The sequence below is a fragment of the uncultured Oxalicibacterium sp. genome (assembly GCF_913776015.1).
In the GTDB taxonomy this organism is placed as follows: domain Bacteria; phylum Pseudomonadota; class Gammaproteobacteria; order Burkholderiales; family Burkholderiaceae_D; genus Oxalicibacterium.
The window spans coordinates 19,386-35,315 of the sequence record NZ_CAJYMD010000077.1 but is presented as its reverse complement, the minus strand read 5'-3'; the positions used below and the strand labels follow the sequence as shown (position 1 = coordinate 35,315).

17 protein-coding genes are annotated in these 15,930 nt (G+C 58.8%); 9 read left to right on the top strand and 8 right to left on the bottom strand.

All coding sequences use genetic code 11. The features are described from left to right. Nucleotides 1-1,500 carry a S41 family peptidase gene (locus QZ725_RS14095; RefSeq protein WP_293780918.1) on the top strand — a complete coding sequence of 500 codons (1,500 nt, stop codon included), beginning with the start codon at nucleotides 1-3 and terminating at the stop codon, nucleotides 1,498-1,500. An 81-nt stretch (nucleotides 1,501-1,581) separates the two neighbouring features. Next, entirely contained in the window at nucleotides 1,582-2,334 is a 753-nt protein-coding gene (moeB, locus tag QZ725_RS14090) for a molybdopterin-synthase adenylyltransferase MoeB (protein WP_293780916.1), read from the top strand. Between the two features lie 12 nt (nucleotides 2,335-2,346). Here moeB and QZ725_RS14085 read toward each other — a convergent pair whose 3' ends face one another. After that, nucleotides 2,347-3,138 carry a type IV pili methyl-accepting chemotaxis transducer N-terminal domain-containing protein gene (locus QZ725_RS14085; protein ID WP_293780914.1) on the bottom strand — a complete coding sequence of 264 codons (792 nt, stop codon included), beginning with the start codon at nucleotides 3,136-3,138 and terminating at the stop codon, nucleotides 2,347-2,349. A gap of 204 nt (nucleotides 3,139-3,342) precedes the next feature. On the opposite strand from QZ725_RS14085, the gene QZ725_RS14080 reads away from it, so the two are divergent. From QZ725_RS14080 to QZ725_RS14070, 3 genes are all read left to right on the top strand, one after another. Beyond that, the gene (locus QZ725_RS14080; RefSeq protein ID WP_293780912.1) at nucleotides 3,343-3,978 is read left to right on the top strand and encodes a Spy/CpxP family protein refolding chaperone; all 636 of its coding nucleotides are present in this window, start codon (nucleotides 3,343-3,345) and stop codon (nucleotides 3,976-3,978) included. Nucleotides 3,979-4,076: 98 nt separating this feature from the next. Continuing rightward, nucleotides 4,077-4,793, top strand: coding sequence for a response regulator transcription factor (locus QZ725_RS14075; protein ID WP_293780909.1), 717 nt, complete (start codon nucleotides 4,077-4,079; stop codon nucleotides 4,791-4,793). Further along, nucleotides 4,786-6,075 (top strand): HAMP domain-containing sensor histidine kinase, encoded by a 1,290-nt coding sequence (locus QZ725_RS14070; protein ID WP_293780906.1) that lies wholly within the window; start codon nucleotides 4,786-4,788, stop codon nucleotides 6,073-6,075. Before QZ725_RS14075 ends, QZ725_RS14070 begins: the two co-directional genes overlap by 8 nt. 54 nt (nucleotides 6,076-6,129) lie before the next feature. Here QZ725_RS14070 and pabB read toward each other — a convergent pair whose 3' ends face one another. The 3 genes from pabB to QZ725_RS14055 all read right to left on the bottom strand — a co-directional run bounded on the left by pabB (nucleotide 6,130) and on the right by QZ725_RS14055 (nucleotide 9,417). Continuing rightward, the gene (pabB, locus tag QZ725_RS14065; protein ID WP_293780903.1) at nucleotides 6,130-7,965 is read right to left on the bottom strand and encodes an aminodeoxychorismate synthase component I; all 1,836 of its coding nucleotides are present in this window, start codon (nucleotides 7,963-7,965) and stop codon (nucleotides 6,130-6,132) included. 72 nt (nucleotides 7,966-8,037) lie between these two features. After that, complete coding sequence (slmA, locus tag QZ725_RS14060) at nucleotides 8,038-8,613, bottom strand: nucleoid occlusion factor SlmA (protein ID WP_293780900.1); 576 nt, start codon at nucleotides 8,611-8,613, stop codon at nucleotides 8,038-8,040. Nucleotides 8,614-8,643: 30 nt separating this feature from the next. Next, nucleotides 8,644-9,417, bottom strand: a complete 774-nt coding sequence (locus QZ725_RS14055; protein WP_293780897.1) for a pyrimidine 5'-nucleotidase — start codon at nucleotides 9,415-9,417, stop codon at nucleotides 8,644-8,646. A gap of 31 nt (nucleotides 9,418-9,448) precedes the next feature. Here QZ725_RS14055 and QZ725_RS14050 point away from each other — a divergent pair, with 31 nt between their 5' ends. From QZ725_RS14050 to QZ725_RS14040, 3 genes are read left to right on the top strand one after another with little or no spacing between them, the layout of a single operon-like run. Beyond that, the gene (locus QZ725_RS14050) at nucleotides 9,449-10,384 is read left to right on the top strand and encodes a TraB/GumN family protein (protein ID WP_293780894.1); all 936 of its coding nucleotides are present in this window, start codon (nucleotides 9,449-9,451) and stop codon (nucleotides 10,382-10,384) included. A 7-nt stretch (nucleotides 10,385-10,391) separates the two neighbouring features. After that, nucleotides 10,392-10,946 carry a GNAT family N-acetyltransferase gene (locus tag QZ725_RS14045; RefSeq protein ID WP_293780891.1) on the top strand — a complete coding sequence of 185 codons (555 nt, stop codon included), beginning with the start codon at nucleotides 10,392-10,394 and terminating at the stop codon, nucleotides 10,944-10,946. Further along, nucleotides 10,943-12,073: a hypothetical protein gene (locus tag QZ725_RS14040; protein WP_293780888.1), complete on the top strand. Its 1,131-nt coding sequence runs from the start codon at nucleotides 10,943-10,945 to the stop codon at nucleotides 12,071-12,073. Before QZ725_RS14045 ends, QZ725_RS14040 begins: the two co-directional genes overlap by 4 nt. Before the next feature lie 252 nt (nucleotides 12,074-12,325). Here the strand turns inward: QZ725_RS14040 and argB are convergent, their stop codons facing one another. Next, entirely contained in the window at nucleotides 12,326-13,228 is a 903-nt protein-coding gene (gene argB / locus QZ725_RS14035) for an acetylglutamate kinase (protein WP_293780886.1), read from the bottom strand. Nucleotides 13,229-13,362: 134 nt separating this feature from the next. Between argB and QZ725_RS14030 the strand changes: the two genes are divergently transcribed. Further along, nucleotides 13,363-13,560, top strand: coding sequence for a cysteine-rich CWC family protein (locus QZ725_RS14030; protein ID WP_293780882.1), 198 nt, complete (start codon nucleotides 13,363-13,365; stop codon nucleotides 13,558-13,560). 12 nt (nucleotides 13,561-13,572) lie between these two features. Here QZ725_RS14030 and QZ725_RS14025 read toward each other — a convergent pair whose 3' ends face one another. The 3 genes from QZ725_RS14025 to QZ725_RS14015 are packed head-to-tail and all read right to left on the bottom strand — an operon-like array spanning nucleotide 13,573 to nucleotide 15,892. Continuing rightward, on the bottom strand, nucleotides 13,573-14,292 hold the full coding sequence (locus QZ725_RS14025; protein ID WP_293780879.1) for an SPOR domain-containing protein: 720 nt from the start codon (nucleotides 14,290-14,292) through the stop codon (nucleotides 13,573-13,575). Beyond that, nucleotides 14,286-15,068 (bottom strand): type III pantothenate kinase, encoded by a 783-nt coding sequence (locus tag QZ725_RS14020; protein ID WP_293780876.1) that lies wholly within the window; start codon nucleotides 15,066-15,068, stop codon nucleotides 14,286-14,288. Before QZ725_RS14020 ends, QZ725_RS14025 begins: the two co-directional genes overlap by 7 nt. Nucleotides 15,069-15,070: 2 nt before the next feature. Beyond that, complete coding sequence (locus QZ725_RS14015) at nucleotides 15,071-15,892, bottom strand: biotin--[acetyl-CoA-carboxylase] ligase (protein WP_293780873.1); 822 nt, start codon at nucleotides 15,890-15,892, stop codon at nucleotides 15,071-15,073. Nucleotides 15,893-15,930 lie beyond the last annotated feature (38 nt).

Below are 15,930 nucleotides of genomic sequence, written 5' to 3'. Positions count from 1 at the left end.
ATGGGAACGAAACTCAAGAATATCGCTTTGGTCGGTCTGGGCATGATGGCGGGTGCCATCGGCATGGGAACACAGCTCGATGCGATCGCGCAGAAAAATACCGGCTCGCCGCTCCCGCTTGAGGAATTGCGCCAGCTGGCCGATGTGTTCGGATTGATCAAATCCGATTATGTCGAACCCGTGGATGACAAGAAACTGCTGACCGAAGCCATCTCCGGCATGGTGTCATCGCTCGATCCGCATTCGGCCTACCTCGACAAGAAAGCCTTCAAGGAACTGCGTGAAGGCACGCAAGGCAAGTTCGTCGGTCTGGGCATCGAAGTCGGCATGGAAGACGGTTACGTCAAGGTCATTTCGCCGATCGAGGATTCGCCAGCGTACAAGGCGGGCGTCAAGGCGGGTGACTTGATCACACGTCTGGACACCACCCCCGTCAAAGGTATGACGCTGGATGAAGCGGTCAAGCGCATGCGTGGCGAACCGAATACCAAGATCACGCTGACCATCGCCCGCAAGGAAGAAGACAAGCCGGTGGTCGTCACCATCACGCGTCAGGAAATCCGCGTGCAGAGCGTGAAGTCGAAGATGGTCGAACCCGGCTATGCGTGGCTGCGTATCGCGCAATTCCAGGAACCAACCGTCGATGACATGGCCAAGAAGATCGCCGCGCTCTATGCCGAAGATCCGAATCTGAAAGGGCTGGTGCTGGATCTGCGTAACGATCCGGGTGGCGTGCTGCCGGGCGCAATTGGCGTCGCCGCTGCCTTCCTGCCGAAGGATGTCGTCGTGACCTCGACCAACGGCCAGTTGCCGGATTCGAAGCAGACGTTCTATGCTCGTCGCGAGTTCTACGCCACACGCGCTGTTGGCGATCCGCTGGCAAAACTGCCGGCTGCACTGAAGAAAATCCCGATCGTGGTGCTGGTGAACTCGGGTTCTGCATCGGCATCCGAAATCGTGGCCGGTGCCCTGCAGGATCACAAGCGCGCGGTCATCATGGGCCAACAGACGTTCGGCAAGGGATCGGTACAAACGATTCGCCAATTGTCCGCCGACACCGCCGTCAAGCTGACCACCGCACGTTACTACACGCCGAGCGGTCGCTCGATCCAGGCGCGCGGCATCGTACCTGACATGCTGGTCGATGAAACGGCAGAAGGCGATGGTCTCAACGGTCTGCGTCTGCGCGAAGCCGATCTGCAGAAGCATCTGACGAACGACAAGGACAAATCACCGGAAGTCCATGCGCAAGTCGTCGATGAGCTCGAAGAAGAACAGCGCATGCTGGCGCTCGAGAAGAAACGCAAGCCATTGGAATTCGGCAGCAAGGATGACTTCCAGCTTGTGCAGGCACTGAACCAGTTGAAGGGCCTGCCAGTTGTTCTGTCGAAATCGCCAAAGGTGGAAAGCAAGAAAGAGCCGACCATCAACGATCCGAAAGCCAAAGACAAGAATGGCGCCGGTGACAAGAACGGCGACAAGGCCAACGACAAGAAGTAAGTCGCGCCAACCGCAAAAAAGCCGCAGCGATGCGGCTTTTTTACTGGCAGAGAATAAACATGAATTGAACGAAGAATCGCCATGAACGACCAACAGCTACTCCGCTATTCCCGTCACATCCTGCTCGATGAAATCGATATCGAAGGACAGGAGCGCCTGCTGGCCGGGCATGCCCTTGTCATCGGCGCTGGCGGCCTGGGCTCGCCAGCCGCGCTATACCTGGCATCGGCCGGTATCGGCACCATCACGCTGGTCGATGACGATACGGTGGACCTGACCAATCTGCAGCGACAGATCCTGCACACGACCGCACGCGTTGGTTTGAACAAGGTCGATTCGGGCAAGGAAACGCTGCAACAGATCAATCCCGAAATTCGCATAGTCGCACTCAAGGAACGGCTGGCAGGTGAACGGCTGGCAGAGCTAGTCGCGGCAGCATCGGTGGTACTCGATTGCAGCGACAATTTCGCCACGCGTCATGCCGTCAATCGCGCCTGCGTCGCACATGGCATACCACTGGTATCGGGAGCAGCGATTCGTTTCGATGGTCAGATCAGCGTGTTCGATACGAAAAATGCAGGCCCCTGCTATGCCTGCCTGTTTCCCGAAGACCAGCAGTTCGATGAAATCAATTGCGCCACCATGGGCGTATTTTCACCGCTGGTCGGCATCATCGGCAGCATGCAGGCGGCCGAAGCGCTCAAGCTCGCTGCCGGGATTGGCGAATCGCTGGCCGGTCGTCTGTTGCTGCTCGATGCGCGCAACATGGAATGGAGCAGTATCAAGGTAGCGCGTAACACCTCCTGCAGCGTGTGCGGTCAGGTCCATCGCTGACACGTTCAGCGCTTAGCCCAGTCGCTCCATCATGCCGGTTACGCGGTCCATCGTTTCAAGGATGCGTTCGCTCGTGGTCGCGACATTGACGGCGAAGCGCAGGCGATTCTCTGCATTCACGGGACTGTGCAAGGCCTGATCGAAAAAGAACCACTGCTGTTGTGCGAGATTCAGTTCGGCCGCAATGGCCGGTTGCTCTCGTACGGCACCGGATAATTCCTTCATCGCCGCCAGAAACTCGGTGCGCGCCTGTACCAGTTGTTCGCGCCCGTTTGCCGGTGCCACGCCCCAGTTGGCTGCCTGATACAACTTGGCCATGCGTTGCGACAGCATGCGCTGACGCCCCGCAATGTTGACCAGATGCCCGCCTGCCGTGCCCGATGCAGCCTCCAGTTGCAAGGTCGCGGTATGCGCCTGTGTCAGCACTTCATCGCTGAGTTGCAACACGTATTTCGCATCCTCACAATTCGGCTTGCCACGCAACAGCAGATCGCGATAACGTCCCCAGCTCTTTTTTATTTCAGCCAGCGTGGCACGATTCTCGGCATTCGGTGCAAATGCCTGCAAGGCACCGAGCTGGCGGTCGAACAGCGTCATGGAGTCGGAAAAGATGCGCGCCGAACGTTCGGTATCGATGGCCTGTCCCATCTGCAAATACGTTTTCGCGATCCGTTGCGACAACATGCGCTGACGCCCGGACTGATTGATTGCATCGTTCATGCGCAGAATTTCTGCGCGGACTGGAAGCACAACGCCAAGACCCGCGGCAATGCCGACGGCATGTAGAAAGCGGCGTCTGTGCATGAAAACTCCTTGAAAGCGTGAGCGGCGACGGTGCAGGATCGCCGTCTTTAACAACTCAAACGCAAAAAACATGCCATCGGGAAACAGAAGCGTTTCATGCACCTTTACATTACTTTACGGTTCAAAAGCGTAACGGCAACAGAACGGGCCTACAGTGACACCATGCCAGCGCACCCCGCAGGCACATACTGAAAAGGAGCTTTCATGAACAAGCAACAATCCCCTACTTCCCTGCTCGTGCTGGAAACCGGTGCACGCAGCCGTCGCTTGCTGGCCGCGGGAGTTACCGCCGCCATTCTGGGCAGCATGTCGCTGGTCGGCGTCAGTCATGCACAGGTCGATACCAAACCGGCACCAAACGTGCAGCAAAATGCACCACAAAAACCGGAACGTCCTGACGGCAAGCGCGAACGCATGAACCCGGAACAGCGCTTTGATCGCATGATCAATCGCTTGGTGCCGGATGCATCGGCTGACCAGAAGGCACGCCTGAAAGTCATCTCTCAGACATCGTTCAAGGAAATGGGCCCGCTGCATGATAAAGGCCGCGAGTTGCGCGATCAACGCACTGCCTTGCTGGCCGCACCGAAAATCGATCGTCAGGCACTGGAACAGAATCGCGTCGCCGAACAGCAATTGGCTGATCAGCGTTCGCGCATCATGACCAAGACGCTTGCCGATGCCGCAGAAGTACTGACCCCGGCACAGCGCGTGAAAGCTGCGGAAGAAATGAAGAAGCATCGCGGCCCATTCGGTTTTGAACATGGCCGACATCATGGCGGTCCAGACCACAAGCCAGGTCGCGGCGATACCCCGCCTCCACCGCCACCAGCCAAGTAATCGGCGTCTGTAAAGAACGAGGCGATGATGCAGCGCAAGCGCGAGGCATCATCGCCTTTGCGCTTGCAGTCGCGCCGGCAAATCGACACACTACCCACATGACTCATCACCTCCTCATGATCGAAGACGACCAGCGCCTTGCCGCCATGGTCGCGACCTATCTCGGCCAGAACGGCTTTGACGTCCAGCATTGCGATACTGCGACCGCCGGTCTGGAACGGCTGCGCCACAGCGATGCGCAACCGTTCGATATCGTGCTGCTCGATCTGATGCTGCCGGATGCAGACGGACTCGACGTGTGTCGCCAGATTCGCGCCTTTCCAGCCCCCTTGCAAACGCTGCCTATCGTCATGCTGACCGCCAAGGGCGATCCGATGGACCGCGTGGTCGGCCTCGAACTCGGTGCCGACGATTACGTTCCCAAACCGTTCGAACCGCGCGAACTGCTGGCGCGTCTGCGTGCCGTATTGCGACGCCAACAAGGTGGGCAGCCAAGCGATGAGCGCGTGCTGCGCTTCGGCCGTCTGGAAATCGACCTGGATGCACGCATGCTGCGCCTCGATGAGGAAGAACGACCAGTGACGGCCTACCAGTTCAACCTGCTGGCTGCAATGGCAGAACGCGCCGGTCGCGTGCTGTCGCGTGAACAATTGATGGACATGGTCAAGGGAGAACCACTGGAAGCCTTTGATCGCTCGATCGACGTGCACATCGGCCGACTGCGCGCCGCCATCGAAGACAATCCCAAGCAGCCCAAGCGCATCATCACCGTGCGCGGTGCCGGCTATGTCTTTGCGAAAGCGCAGGATGTCTGACGCTCGCAAACGCCGCTTCGCCTGGCCAAACCGCCTGTACGTCCGCATCTATCTGGCGATGATCGTCAGTCTCGTGGTCGCCGGCCTGCTGGTTGCCACTGCCTGGCGCTGGAATGCCGACTACCGGCAAATCGGCCCCAGCCTCGAATCGTTCGCGGCCATCGCCGCCGATGTGCTGCCGCCAGCAACCGCCAGCAACGAAGAGCAGCAAGCTGCGTTGCAACGCTGGCAATCGCGCATGCGTGCCGATCTGACGCTGTACTCGGCCGACCGGCAACTCATTGCCGCCGTTGGCAAACCATTACCGCCACTTGATGAAGCACAAAGCGCCAGCGGCTGGCTCGGTGGCGGGCCGCCTGTGTTTGCAGTACGTTTGCCCGATGATCGCTGGCTGGTTGCGGAACGTCCGGGCCGTCGTCGGCCGCCGCCATTCAATTTTGCGACCACACTGGCGCTGATCGGCCTTGCCATCGGTATCGGCTCTTACCCCATCGTGCGTCGCATCACACGTCGTCTTGAACGCCTGCAAACCAGTGTCGAGGCGCTCGGTGCAGGCCAGCTATCGACGCGTATAGCCGTCGAGGGCAACGATGAAGTCGCCAGCCTCGCCAGCAGTTTCAATCGCTCGGCCGCACGTATCGAAGCCCTCGTCGATGCGCAAAAGGCCCTGCTCGCCAACGCCTCGCACGAATTGCGTTCGCCACTGGCACGCATTCGCATGGCGGTGGAATTGACAGCCAGCGATGCACAACCGGCCTTGCGCGATGAACTCAAGCGCAATATCGCGGAACTTGATCAACTGATCGACGAAATTCTGCTTGCCAGCCGACTGGATGCAACGGCCGATACGGTGCAAGCCTTCCTGCCGGTCGACATGACCGCGCTGGTGGCAGAAGAATGCGCACGCGTGGATGCAGAACTCGACGCCGAATCGATCGAGGTGCCGGGCGATGCGCGCCTGCTGCGCCGCATGGTACGCAACCTTCTGGAAAATGCGCGACGTTACGGCAATGGCACACCGATTACCGTACGTCTGGCAAAAATCACCGATAACCGCATCGCATTGCAAGTCTGCGATGGCGGCCCCGGCGTGCCCCTGACTGAACGCGAGAACATCTTTGCACCGTTCTATCGACTGTCTGGTGCCAGCGAACGCGAAGGCGGCGTGGGATTGGGCTTGAGTCTGGTGCGTCAGATTGCACGCCGTCATGGTGGCGAAGTAATCTGCACCGATCGCGGTGTGCAGTCAGGCAGTTGCTTCGAAGTGAGCCTGCCTGCGTAAAGACTACGACGAATTGCGTATTTCGTGTTCTAGCGAATGCGCAGTCAGACGCAATCAGTCCGGCTCGCTCAAACGTGCCGGCAACACACCGCGCAAGGCATTGCAGACAACGATCTCTTCGGCATGCTGCAAATCCTCGCGCGTCAAGCTCCGTTCACGTGCCTGCCACGCCGCATCTTGCAGTAGCACATCACGCATGACACCCGGCAGCAAACCTGCCGACAAGGGTGGCGTGAACCAAGCTCCCTGGATACGCACAAATACACTGCTGCGCCCACCCTCGGTCAATGCACCGTGCTGATTGAAAAACAGCTTGTCGAATGCCCCCTGTTGCTCGGCTTCGCGCCAGGCCTGATCGTAACATGTACGCACCGTCGTCTTGTGGCGCAAAAAGACGTCGTCGGCATCAACAGGCGCATCGGCCAGCAACAAGGTGACCGGGACGTCGAGCGGCACTAAGGGCGCACTGGTGATTTGTACCGTGCCGTCATGCGCAAGCGCGAGACGCACGCGATGCGCAGTATCTGCGGCAAGGTTTGCACACAAGGCTGCCACTTCGGAACGCACATGCGCTTCGTCGTAACGAAAACCGAAATAGTGTGCAGAGCGGCGCAGACGCTGCAAATGCCGTTCGAGCAATGGCACCTGATCATCGCTCGCGCGCATCGTCTCGAACAATTGAAAATCGCAGGCCAGGCCGGTCAGGAAACGCGCCTTCAACAGGCATTCTGCATATTCGTCGGCGGCCACACTGTCATGCACGATGCCGGCCCCAATCCCCATGCAGCCCTTGCGTAGGCCGTGCTGTATTGCATCGAGTTGCAGCGTGCGAATCGGTACGGACAGACAGAAGCTGCCGATTGCCTCGCCCTGTTGCACGGGATCGAACCAGCCGATTGCGCCGGTATAGACACCACGCGCGCTGCCTTCCAGTTCACGGATGATCTGCATGGTGCGCCGCTTGGGCGCGCCCGTGATCGAGCCACACGGATACAGCGCGGCAAAGACATCCTGCAGCGTCGCTTCTGCGCACAATCGCCCGTACACGGTCGAGGTCATCTGCAACACGCTGGCATAACGCTGCACATCAAACAGGCGCTCGACACCGACGCTGCCGACTTCAGCGATACGTCCCAGATCGTTACGTAGCAGGTCGACGATCATCAGATTCTCGGCCCGGCTCTTGGCATCGGTCGATAACGCCTGTGCCGTGCTCGCATCGGCTGCATCAACGCCGCTCGCAGGTGCCGTGCCTTTCATCGGTTGCGCTGTCAACACACTTGCGTCATGACGAACAAACAGTTCGGGAGACAGGGAAAGAATCGCGCTGCCGTCCGGCAGAGAGATCAGCGCACCGTAAGGTACCGGCTGACGCTCACGCAAACGTGCATAGAGCGCCTGCAAGGAACCGAAGGCATCGAAATGCAGACGATAGGTGTAGTTGACCTGATAGGTGTCGCCAGCCTCGATGTATGCGTGAATGCGCGCCATGGCGTCATCGAAGGCGGCACGATCCGTGTCGGACTGCACGGCCGCCACGCCGGCCGGCTGTTCGTCCGCATGGTGAGCCAGCCAGGTATCGACCTGCTCTCGCGTCATGCACTGACAATCGGCGAACAGCAGAATGGTCGCCAGCTTGCCCTGCCCGTCACGCGGCGCAATGCCGTGCATGGCGGCACCCAGTTCATAGCTTCCCACAAACACCGCGTGCTGTCCTCGCTGCAACGCTACATGCATGGCATCCAGCATTGCGGGCAAGTCCGCCGCATCGGTACAAACCAGGGTATCGAGATGCTGCGTGTAGAGCCGTGAACGCGGCGCTGCCGCATCGGCCCGGCAATCGTCGAGCAGGACAAAGCAGGCGTGAGCGGCAGCGGAAGAAACGGGCATGAGAAACGGTAGGCCGGGAATGAGTCAGGCGCTATTGTACGTTGCCCGCATCGAACGAGCGCAGCGGGTAGTCTAGCGAAGCAACATGCCGAGCTGAGGCTGGATACCAGCGGTCGGGCTGATGGTGAAACCCGTCTTGGCATAGCGATGCCAATGCCCGATCACGGCATTGACGATGAGGTTGGCACGCATGGGGACTTCGGCTTCATTGGCCTGACTCTGTGTCGCGGCGACGCGCAGCGATTGCTTGATGGCGAGCTCCACGCGTTCAATGAACTGGTTCATGCGTGCCTGTAACCGCGCATCTTCATTGACCAGCGCATCGCCGATGATGACACGCGTCATGCCCGGATTGCGTTCGGCGAAATTGAGCAGCATGACGACGATGGCCTGCACCTGCTGCAAGCCATTTTCTTCCTGTTCGGTGATCTTGTTGACGAGACCGAAGACCGTCGATTCGATGAATTCGATCAGCCCTTCGAACATCTGCGCCTTGCTGGCGAAGTGCCGATACAAGGCCGCCTCCGACACCTCCAGACGGGCGGCGAGCGCGGCGGTGGTGATCTTCTCCCCTTTTGGCTGCTCCAGCATCGTTGCCAGCATCTGCAGGATCTGGAGTTTGCGTTCGCCAGTTTTGGTGGTTGCCATGATTTTTTAGGAATGGATAAGCAATCGGGACTAACGCAATCGATGCAGCTGCCGGAACAGTTGCCCGACAGATTGTACTTTGACATCCACATAATCTGGCCGTTTTGTGCTTCGCGCTGTTGCATGCACGCCAGCCACGGCCTGACGCGTCGAGTCCGTGCTCAGATATTGCGTGACCCAGGCCGTGCGTAACCCTAGCGCCTTGGCGCCCTTGAGATTGGCCACCGTATCCTCCACGAGAATGCAGCGGCTTGCAGATAATCCTTCTGCCGCGAGCAACTTTCGCAGCATTGGCCGCGAAGGCTTGGGCCGCAAATGTCCATGCACGCGCATGGCTTCGATCGGTACATGGCGTGCAAAATGACGATGCAGGCCGAGGTGACGCAACACTTCACGCGAGTAACTGCGCGGGGCGTTGGTCAGCAATATCTTGCGTCCCGGCAGCTTGCGCAGGATGCGCGCCAGACTGCGTTCGGCACGAATCATGGTGGGTAGATCATCGAAGCGATGCGCTTCGCGCAGAAACTCATCGGCGCGCACTTGATGATGCTTTACCATACCGAGCAGCGTGGCACCGTAGCGCTGCCAGTAGAGAATGCGCGCGGCATCGACCGCAGCGGTATCGTTGGCCAGCCCGCACGACTGCAGCACGCGTGCGATGTAGGCATTCATGTTCAGGTTGATCGCCGGGAAAATCGCGTGCGACGCATCGTGCAACGTATTGTCGAGATCGAACAGCCAGACCGGATCGCTGGCGTTCGCGCGTCTGTTCGCGCGTTTCTTCGCACTTGTCTTGGTGTGCATCGTTTAATCCATCATCGAATCAGGAAGACCCATGTTTCGTGTTGCTGTGTTGTTCATTACCTTGCTTGGCCTGCTGGCACCGACCGCTCACGCAGAGCGCAAGTCCGACAATCGTGTTGCCAGCACCGTCGCCCGGTCAGACATCCCGCAACGCGGCACCTTGTACCGCATCGAACGCGCCGGTCACACTGCCTGGCTGTTCGGCACGGTGCACATAGGGCAATCGGCATTCTACCCACTAGAACCCAAGGTGATGCGCGCCTTCCGGCAAGCCGATGCACTGGTCATCGAAGCCGACATTCGCGATCAAGCCAATTTGCAGAAGGCCGTCACGCGCTACGCGGTTTATCCCGAGCATGACAGTATCGACCACCATCTCACCCCGACACAATGGCAAGCCTTGCAGGACGCGCTCGCCAAGGCCGGACTGCCAGCCGCACAGATACAGCGACTGAAACCGTGGATGGTCGCCAATCTGCTGATGCTGCAAGCCATGACGCAAGCCGGCTATCCGAGCGAACAAGGTATCGAGCAGTACTTCCTTGATCTTGCACACAAGGAGAACAAGCAAGTCCGCGCACTGGAGACGGTGGGCTACCAGCTTTCCCTGTTTGATCGTCTGACACCTGCACAACAGGCAGACTACTTGCAAGAAACGCTGGAGGATTTGCAAGCCAACCAGGGAATCGAGAAAGGCATTCAGTTGATCGAAGCTTGGAAAACCGCCGATCACGCAAAGATGGTCGCCCTCAAGCAAGCCATGCTCGCAGAGAACACCACCACCTCCAGCTTCATTGACAACGTCTTGCTCAAGGAACGCAACCCGGGCATGGCGAATGGCATCATTGCCCTCCTCGAAAAACGCGAGCGCATCTTCGTTGCAATCGGTGCCCTGCACTTGCTGGGTGACGACGGTGTGCCGGCCTTGCTGCGCACCCGCGGCTATCGCGTCACCCGCATCTACTGAGGCACCCATGTACACACCCGGACAAGCACTCCCCTTGCGACTGGCTAATGAGGACGATCTCGATCGCATAATAATGCTCGAAACCCTGGGCTTCGCTGCGGGCATTTGCGAAAGCCGCGAAGTCATGCAACACCGGCTACGACATTTTCCACAAGGCTTCCTGATTCTCGCTGACGACCGGAATCAAGCTGTCGGCTATCTGTCTTCGGAACTATGGTCGGCCAAGGTGCCGACCAATGCCACGCCGTTTACGTTGGGGCATGACATTCGCGACACGCACGACAGCAGCGGCTCACAACTTTACATCTCGTCCATGACCATCCATCCCGCGTATCGCGGCGGTGGTGTGGGGCGTGCATTCTTTCAGCAATGCGTGGCACGGCTCTGCCGTGATTTATCACAGGTGCGCAGCTCGATTTTGCTGGTGAGTGCGGAGTGGCTTGGTGCACATCACATCTATGCGACATGCGGCTATGAAGAAATCATGCGGCTCGGCGATTTCTTCTCTGCCGTCGCCAAACAGAATGCCGATGCCATCGTCATGCGCAAGGTCATCACATGAAATCACTATTTCTGTTGGCGTGCGGCACCGTGCTGACCTGCAGCCTTTTCTCGCTGCCTGCCCATGCCGAAGATTGGTCAATCACGACCATGACGATCACCGGCCAGACGAGCGACACCCGTCCTTTCCCGAGTGATGACATTCACATGCCTTATGTGGGCAACGGCGAGGACAAGGCTAGCGCCAACATCAACCTGTTGCTGCATATTGATCGCTTGCGTGCCTTGCCACCGAACAAGCCTGCCGCCACGATCAAGGCCGGCGACGCGGATCTTGCCGGTCTGGCGTCACAATCATTCACGGTAACGCGCAACGATGCACGCATACTCTCGCTGCGTTTCGATGCAGAAGGTTGCGGTGCGTATTGCGAAGAGTTCAACGTCTACTACAGTTTCGACAAGCAGAACGGACGACGTCTGATGGCAGAGGATCTGTTTTCATCGAACGGACGCAAGGCTTTGGCACGACGTCTGCAACAAGAAAAACGGCAGCGCTATCGCCAGCAGATCATGCTGCTCGAAACAGAATATCGGGCTGCAAAAAAACAGCACGTCGATCAGGAAACGCTGACCGATCTGAAAGATCGTCTCGCCCTCAATCGCGAATGCCTTTTACGCAATACTGAGCCAGTCAAAAACTTGGACACACTCGAACCGTATGGATGGGAATTCGGCGCACAGCAATTCACATTACAGGCGGCACGGTGCAGCAATCATGCGATGCGTGCTCTGGATGACGTGGGCGACATTAGCTTGTCGTTACCTTATGCTGGCTGGGCCACATCGATGACGACTTACGGTCGTCATGTGCTGCTCGGTACAGAACGCACCTCACAAACACCAACAAGCTTTGCCGGGCAGTTACTGCGAGGCGCGCTGGGCAAACAGGCAATCGTGATGCTGCTGCAGCAATATCGCGACGGCTCGATTTCCGGCGTCTACTTTTACGAACGATATCGCAAGCCAATCGAGCTCAGCGGCAGGCTGAACAATGGCAGTCTTCATCTGCACGAGACCGATACGAACGGGGACCTCACGGCAAACCTGATATTGAACAGCACCGGCAATCAATTGACAGGGGAATGGCAAGGTCGGCAGACACTGCCTGTTCGCCTGAGCGCACCTTGATTTTTTAAAGACACGACTCGTCTCGTTTACCAAGTTCGATGCCGGTCGAGCATTACGGATCGGGCTGCCCTTTTATGGAAAAAACACTGACACCATGCCGGCATGCCGCGTTTCACAGCCTGGTGTCATTAAACAAGAAGAAGGAAATAAGGAAGTCGGATTTGGTAGCAAACAACGGCGCCATGGCATCCGGCACCGACAAACAAAAAAGGCACACCGTGAAGGTGTGCCTTTTCACCAAAGCGCGTCGCCTCAGTGCGAACGAATCATCGTGCCGAATGCCTGCTCGGTCAGCACTTCGAGCAGCAGCGAATGCTCGATGCGGCCGTCAATGATGTGTACCGTATTGACGCCCGACTTGGCAGCATCCAGCGCCGAGGAAATCTTCGGCAACATGCCGCCGGAGATGGTGCCATCGGCGAACATTTCGTCGATCTCGCGGGCCGACAGATCGGTCAGCAGTTCGCCGCTCTTGTTTTGCACACCGGCGATATTGGTCATCATGATCAGCTTTTCAGCCTTGAGGATTTCCGCAATCTTGCCCGCCACCAGATCGGCGTTGATGTTGTAGGCCTGGCCGTCGTCACCGAAACCGATCGGCGAAATGATCGGGATGAAGGCATCGTCCTGCAACGCTTTGACCACGGCTGGATTGATCGCTTCGATCTCGCCGACAAACCCGATGTCGAGGAATTCGCCCGGTTTTTCCTTGTCCGGCATCTGCATCTTGCGCGCGCGGATCAGGCCACCGTCCTTGCCCGTCAGACCGACGGCCTGGCCACCGTAGTGGTTGATCAGCATGACGATGTCCTGCTGTACCTCACCGCCAAGCACCCATTCGACGACTTCCATGGTCTCTTCGTCGGTAATGCGCATGCCCTGCACGAAAGTGCCCTGCTTGCCGATCTTCTTCAGCGCATTGTCGATCTGCGGGCCGCCACCGTGCACCACCACCGGATTCATGCCGACCAGCTTGAGCAGAATCACGTCGCGTGCGAAGCCATGCTTGAGGTGTTCTTCGGTCATCGCATTGCCGCCGTATTTGACGACAATCGTCTTGCCATGGAATTTGCGAATGTAAGGCAGCGCCTCGGCCAGAATTTCCGCCTTGTTTTGTGGGGAAACGCCAGTAAGATCAACGGTAGAATCGGTCATGACAGGTCCTGAATAACGATCCCGCGATTTTACAGTGAATGCTCCCTGTTTTCCGGCGCTGCCATGGAAATTCGCCCCTCAAGCCAAATGCGCTGTTGCGCAAAAGACATAAGCCCCCACCATCGTTCCCGCCCATGAGTGCATGCCCCGTTTGCCATACTTCTTTCGAATGCGGCGTAGTCGATGGCCAGGAAGCGGCCAGTTGCTGGTGCATGGCCTTGCCACGCCCGACCCAGACGCGTGAAAGAAAAAGGGAAATCGACCCGCAGGCGGGTTGCCTGTGTCCCGCCTGCCTGCAAGCACTGCGCGAACGGCAGAAGAAGGAAGACTAAGGTGTCAGCCCGTCAGGCACAGTCGCGCCACTGCTGGCGCGGGAAGGCTTCCTTGATGCGATCGAGATTCTGCTTGCCGGCCGCATCCAGACCGCGAATCTGGAATGCGATGCGACGCGCACCGATACCTTGCGTGCCGACACGTGCCGTGCGCACACCTTGTTGCGTCAACGCTGCCAACTGCGCGCGGGCACCGTCTTCGGTGCGGAACACGCCTAGCGAAATACCCCATTGCAGCGGCGAACTGTCCTGAATCACGAAGTAATCCTTGACGCCAAGTTTGGCCAGTTCCGCCGCCTTGCGGTCTGCCGCTTCCTTGCTGCCCAGTGGCGGGATGAAGACGATATGCCGCGTGCTTTCCTGCACCGTGCGGCGCGCAAGACGATCACCCAAGCCCAACGCAGCGATGCTCGTTTCAAAGCGCTGCGCTTCGGCGCCGTCGAAATTGCCAAGTTCGAGACAGGCCGGGATTGCGCCACTGGCGGCAGCCGTCGCCACTGTCGCATTCGCCGGCGATTCCGATGCTGAATCGGATGCTGCCGATGTTGTCACAGAAGTTGCCGCTGGCGCTGCCGCTTCCGGCACGACAATCGTCAGTCGCTCTGGATACAGTTGTTGTGCCATGCGTGAAGGCTCATGGCTGGATGGGATCAGCGGCGTCAGCCAGCCCTGTTCATAAGCCAGCAAGCCGCCATTGAGAAACAGAAGGACACCAAACAGAATCTTCAGCATGAGGAAGTCGCCACGATTTGCAAGCCGATCAGAACGAGATTGTCGATGCGTTGGTGCGGCAGTGACAGTTGGGGTGCGATCAAGTCTGCCGCGCCCCCGGCGAGAATGCAAGTAACCTCGCCTTGCGTATGCAAGCGATGGGCGATAACCGCGCGTTCGATGGCCCCCGCCTGCGCCGCCAGACAACCGCTGGCGATTGCCGCGTCCGTATGATCGGCAAAGGGCCGATGCGGATTCGCATGCAGGCTGACTTGCGGCAGTTGCGCCGTATTCCTTGCCAGTGCCGCCGTCATCAGCGCCAGCCCCGGCAAGATCATGCCGCCGAGGAAAACCCCATCTGCACTGACGGCATCGATCGTGGTGGCCGTACCGCAGGTCGCCACGATCAAGTCACGCCCTGGCAACAAGGCATGCGCACCGATGGCGGCAGCAAAGCGATCGCAACCAAGCTGTGCCGGATTCAGATAGGTATTGCGCAAACCACCGCATGCCGCCAGCGAGACGAACCATTCGACCGGCGTCTCTGGTGGCAGCACATTTGCCAGCAATAGCTCCAGTGCCTCGCGCACTGCCGCACCTGCGACATTGGCAATCAGCACGCGCTCGATCTGCATGGCTCGCAAGGCCTTGGTCAACTCCGGTATCCCATCGTGCGTCACGCTACCGGCAGCGTGCCATTGCCCCAGTGTCGATGCAGAGGGCGATTCAACCGCACTCGGCTTTGCCACCAGCGCCCACTTCACGCGCGTATTGCCGGCATCGATCAGCAGCAGCATGCTCAGTGCTCCGTCATGCGCAGGGAGACATCGCCGACAGCCACGCTGACGCGGCCTTCTTGCGTATCCAGTTGCAGGCACGCGCTGGCATCCACGCCTGCCGTGTAGCCATGGTGCAACTCACGGCCCTGATCGAGAATCACGACTTCCCTGCCGGCATAGGCATCGAGCGCATTCCACTCGCCGACAAACGGCGCAAAGCCTTCTTGCTCAAAGACCGCCAGCATGCTGCTCAGCTCGGCAAGAAACACCGCCATCCATTGTTCGCGATCAACATGTACTTCGCCCACATCCGCCACGGCACGCGCCAATTGTGCGCTCAGGTTTTGCGACTGCGTCAGATTGAGTCCGATACCGATGACGACCCAGATCGCCTGACGATCCTGCCGATCGATTGCGGTTTCGATCAGGACGCCGGCCAGTTTGGCGCCATCGCGCAGCAAATCGTTCGGCCATTTCAAGCGGGTATCGACACCGAGTTGTGCCAGCGCGCGCGACAGCGCCACACCCACGGCTAGCGACAGACCGCTCAGTGCCTGCAGAGGAATGCGCAAACGCCACGCCAGAGAAAAAGTGAGCGCACTGTTTTCGGGCGCCAGCCATTGACGGCCGGCACGACCACGTCCCGCTGTCTGAGCAAGCGCCCAGCGCAAGACGGGTTGCGTCAATTGCGGAACGCGCGCAAGCAGATCGGCATTGGTCGAGCCGGTTTCGGCAACGACCTCGATGGCGACTTGTGCCGCCGTCGCGCCAGCCAGCGCCGCAATACGTTCGGAAGAGGGAGAAACTTGCATGTGCGCATTGTAGCCGAGCGGCTTGCGCACGGCATATCGCCGGTCGGCAGCGTGCGGCAGCGCACGTG

Excerpts from the sequence above, each read along its gene's own strand:
- QZ725_RS14095 (WP_293780918.1), top strand. The coding sequence starts at position 1 with ATGGGAACGAAACTCAAGAATATCGCTTTGGTCGGTCTGGGCATGATG.
- moeB (WP_293780916.1), top strand. The coding sequence starts at position 1,582 with ATGAACGACCAACAGCTACTCCGCTATTCCCGTCACATCCTGCTCGAT.
- QZ725_RS14085 (WP_293780914.1), bottom strand. The coding sequence starts at position 3,138 with ATGCACAGACGCCGCTTTCTACATGCCGTCGGCATTGCCGCGGGTCTT.
- QZ725_RS14080 (WP_293780912.1), top strand. The coding sequence starts at position 3,343 with ATGAACAAGCAACAATCCCCTACTTCCCTGCTCGTGCTGGAAACCGGT.
- QZ725_RS14075 (WP_293780909.1), top strand. The coding sequence starts at position 4,077 with ATGACTCATCACCTCCTCATGATCGAAGACGACCAGCGCCTTGCCGCC.
- QZ725_RS14070 (WP_293780906.1), top strand. The coding sequence starts at position 4,786 with ATGTCTGACGCTCGCAAACGCCGCTTCGCCTGGCCAAACCGCCTGTAC.
- pabB (WP_293780903.1), bottom strand. The coding sequence starts at position 7,965 with ATGCCCGTTTCTTCCGCTGCCGCTCACGCCTGCTTTGTCCTGCTCGAC.
- slmA (WP_293780900.1), bottom strand. The coding sequence starts at position 8,613 with ATGGCAACCACCAAAACTGGCGAACGCAAACTCCAGATCCTGCAGATG.
- QZ725_RS14055 (WP_293780897.1), bottom strand. The coding sequence starts at position 9,417 with ATGCACACCAAGACAAGTGCGAAGAAACGCGCGAACAGACGCGCGAAC.
- QZ725_RS14050 (WP_293780894.1), top strand. The coding sequence starts at position 9,449 with ATGTTTCGTGTTGCTGTGTTGTTCATTACCTTGCTTGGCCTGCTGGCA.
- QZ725_RS14045 (WP_293780891.1), top strand. The coding sequence starts at position 10,392 with ATGTACACACCCGGACAAGCACTCCCCTTGCGACTGGCTAATGAGGAC.
- QZ725_RS14040 (WP_293780888.1), top strand. The coding sequence starts at position 10,943 with ATGAAATCACTATTTCTGTTGGCGTGCGGCACCGTGCTGACCTGCAGC.
- argB (WP_293780886.1), bottom strand. The coding sequence starts at position 13,228 with ATGACCGATTCTACCGTTGATCTTACTGGCGTTTCCCCACAAAACAAG.
- QZ725_RS14030 (WP_293780882.1), top strand. The coding sequence starts at position 13,363 with ATGAGTGCATGCCCCGTTTGCCATACTTCTTTCGAATGCGGCGTAGTC.
- QZ725_RS14025 (WP_293780879.1), bottom strand. The coding sequence starts at position 14,292 with ATGCTGAAGATTCTGTTTGGTGTCCTTCTGTTTCTCAATGGCGGCTTG.
- QZ725_RS14020 (WP_293780876.1), bottom strand. The coding sequence starts at position 15,068 with ATGCTGCTGCTGATCGATGCCGGCAATACGCGCGTGAAGTGGGCGCTG.